The following is a 3,342-nucleotide window of genomic DNA, read 5'->3' on the forward strand; positions in this document are numbered from 1 at the left end:
TCGGGGGCGCGGATCACTTTGCATCTGGCGCTCGAGTTGGCGCGTCGCGGCGGCGGTGTGGGTGTGGCTGCGTTGTGTGGCGGTGGTGGTCAGGGTGATGCCCTGATCGTCCGCGTCCCTTCCAGCTAGGTACGGAAAGAACGCGGAGTACTCCGGCTCTCGGGGAAGATGGAACCCATGACAGCCGATCCGCAGTGGGTACCGACCGATGCTGATGTGCGCAACGCCGTGATCACCGATTTCGCTGAGTTCGTCGCACGGCGCCACAACGTCCCGGTGGACGACTACCGGGCGTTGTGGCGTTGGTCGGTGGCCGAACTCGGTGCGTTCTGGCAAGCCGTGTGGGACTACTTCGACATTCGTTCCGCGACGGATCCTGGTCCGGCCTTGGCCGAGGCCTCCATGCCGGGCGCTGTGTGGTTTCCGGGCGCCACAGTCAATTACGTCGATCACGTCTTCCGGAACGCTCGTTCCGACAGGCCGGCCATCCTGTATGCCGGTGAGGCCGGCGCCGATGTCGCCGTCGGATGGGACGAGTTGCGCTCGAAGGTCGGCGCGCTCGCGGCCACACTGCGCGATCACGGCGTCGGTGTCGGCGATCGCGTCGTCGGATACCTACCCAACATTCCCGAGGCGGTGATCGCATTCCTCGCGACCGTCTCGATCGGGGCCGTGTGGTCGGCCTGCGGGCAGGACTACTCGGCCCCCGCGGCCCTCGATCGGCTCGGGCAGCTCGATCCCAAGGCGATGATCACCGCGGACGGGTATCGGTTCGGTGGTAAGGAGTACGACCGCGTCGATGCGGTGCGACACCTACAGGCCGAGTTGTCGTCGCTGGCTCTGACCGTCGTCGTGCCCCATCGTCGGCGAAAATCGGAGGTCGGCGATGCCGTCACCTGGGCTGAGGCCACGGCCCGGGAGGCGACAATCGAGCCGGTGGCCGTCCCGTTCGACCACCCCTTGTGGGTGGTGTTCTCATCGGGAACCACCGGACTACCGAAGGGGATCGTGCACGGCCACGGCGGTGTGCTCCTCGAACACGTGAAGTCGCTGGCGCTCCATCTCGATCTCGGCCGCGAGGACACCCTGTTCTGGTACACCAGCCCCAGTTGGATGATGTGGAACTTCCAGACCGCAGGCCTGCTCGTGGGGGCGACCATCGTGTGTTACGACGGGAGCCCCACGTGGCCCACGACGGATGCGCTGTGGGCGTTGACCTCGCGCCTGGGAGTGACGGTCGTCGGGACGAGTCCCGGCTACGTACTCGCCTGCGACAAGGCCGGGGTGGTGCCCGCGCGCGACCACGACCTCACTGCGCTCCGCGCGGTCGGCAGCACTGGTTCTACTTTGCCTGCTGCATCTTCGTTGTGGTTGTCCCACAACGTCGGTCGAGCGATCCCGGTCGTGTCGATCACGGGCGGGACCGACGTCGTTTCGGCCTTCGTCGGTGGTGCACGGACCGTCCCGGTGTGGCCGGGGGAGTTGTCGGCCCCGTGCCTCGGTGTTGCCGTCGACGCGTTCGACGAGTCGGGCGAGTCCGTACGAGGGGAAGTCGGCGAACTGGTCGTCACGGCGCCGATGCCGTCGATGCCGGTGTCGTTCTGGAACGACCCGGGTGGGAAGCGCTACCACGACGCCTACTTCGACGTGTTTCCCGGCGTGTGGCGACACGGGGACTGGATCACCCTCACCGACCGTGGGACCGTGCTGATGCACGGAAGGTCCGATTCCACTCTCAATCGCAACGGGATCCGGATGGGGAGCGCGGACATCTACCAGGTGGTGGAGAAGTTGCCCGAGGTCGCGGAAGCGCTGGTGGTCGGAGTGGATCTGCCGGACGGCGGATACTGGATGCCGCTCTTCGTGGTCCTCGTCGATGGGGTGGAACTCGACGACGCAGTGAAGAACCGGATCCGGGGTGCGATCCGCGAGCAGGCCTCGCCCCGCCATGTACCGGACGACATCATCCTCGCTCCTGGTATCCCGCACACCCGCACGGGCAAGAAGCTCGAGGTGCCCCTGAAACGAATCTTCCAAGGAGTCGACGCCGATCGCGCAGTCGACCGCAGCGCCGTCGACGACGCAGGCCTGATCGATTGGTTCGCTCGACAGAGCCGGTCGGCGAAGGGCACCTGACCAGGTAAGCCTTGCTTTTGTTACCCGTGAGTATCGAGTCGATGCTCGGCGCAGCCCGAGACCCGCACTGTGAGAAATATCCCTATCGGGGCGGTAGGCGCCCGGGCTCGGACGCGACAAATCGGACGCCGCGCCAGCTCTGCCTGGTCTCACCGGGTGATGCGTGTGATCGTGACCGCAGGCGGTGCAGTGTGCACCCAGCGCCCCTCATCCGCCTGTGCGCTGTGTTCCTGCTGGTCAGTGCGTGGGACGTCGAGAGATGCTGCTTCGGGTGTCGGGCACGTTCGGGCGAGACGCGCGTGTGAGTCGCGTACAGGGTCGATGCCGAGTTCATTCCCGCGCCGTCTGTGCCGCGGTTCGTCGGCTTTGAGACCTCTGCGGGGCTTTGGTAGACACGGTGGTTGGCAAATGGTCGCCCGACGGGTTCGGACCGTCGAGAGAGTAAATAGTCGGGAGGGTCGATGAATGTGGACACAACATTTGTACACCCGGCGCAATTCCGACCCGCGGTACGTTATTCGGCTCCCATGTGTACGCGACGCCCGGATAGTGGTTCTCCCTGTTGAACATGTGCGCGTCGCCGATCCAAATTCCGGCTGGTTCTGGAAGTATCGGGGGTCGGGCAGGTCACAGCTCGGCAGGTAACGGTGGTGGGTATGTGACCGATGTATACCCCGGCGTTACTTCGACGCAGGACGAGCCGAAATAGTCCCCGACGAGCGAGAGGAGGGTGCGGGCATGAGTGTGACGAAAGATCGGATGTCATTTCGCGCCGTAGACTCGCTTGTCGACTCCGAGGGTGACGAGCACCGATTGGGTGGCCGCTTGTTGGATCGATGAGAGAACGGAGCCAGGAATGAACCCGCTCACCGCGAATGGTCCGGGATGTAAGGGCGTCGAACGGCGCACTGCAGGCAATCAGGTTTCGCACGATCTTCCGACATCGATTCCGACTGTGGTGAAACTCGTCGACGAGCCCGGGGTGGTCCGTCCCGTTCCCGATTCGCGAGTGACCTCGGACCGAGGCACATGCATGTAGTGGTGTTCAGAGCTACCAATCACCAGTGACACAGGCGGCAGCAAGCCATGCGTTCGAGAACGGAGTAACCCTTGGGGTCGGGATATGCAGCGGGTAGTAACGGTGCTCCTGTCGGAGCCTTTCCGCTGTCAGCTGCGCAGCGAGGGATCTGGTTCGCGCAACATGCG

The 3,342-nt window shown here is 64.6% G+C and carries 1 protein-coding gene and 1 pseudogene; both read left to right on the top strand.

Going from position 1 to position 3,342, the window contains the following annotated elements:
- Nucleotides 1-129, top strand: a pseudogene (locus tag NOF53_RS13405) (acetyl-CoA C-acyltransferase); the annotation flags it as partial.
- Nucleotides 130-177: 48 nt separating this feature from the next.
- Nucleotides 178-2,136: an acetoacetate--CoA ligase gene (locus NOF53_RS13410; protein WP_255969017.1), complete on the top strand. Its 1,959-nt coding sequence runs from the start codon at nucleotides 178-180 to the stop codon at nucleotides 2,134-2,136.
- The last annotated feature ends 1,206 nt before the right edge of the window (nucleotides 2,137-3,342 follow it).

Origin of the sequence: Rhodococcus tibetensis (assembly GCF_024438035.1) — a bacterium.
In the GTDB taxonomy this organism is placed as follows: domain Bacteria; phylum Actinomycetota; class Actinomycetes; order Mycobacteriales; family Mycobacteriaceae; genus Rhodococcus_F; species Rhodococcus_F tibetensis.

Coding starts and splice junctions, on each gene's coding strand:
- NOF53_RS13410 (WP_255969017.1), top strand. CDS start 178: ATGACAGCCGATCCGCAGTGGGTACCGACCGATGCTGATGTGCGCAAC.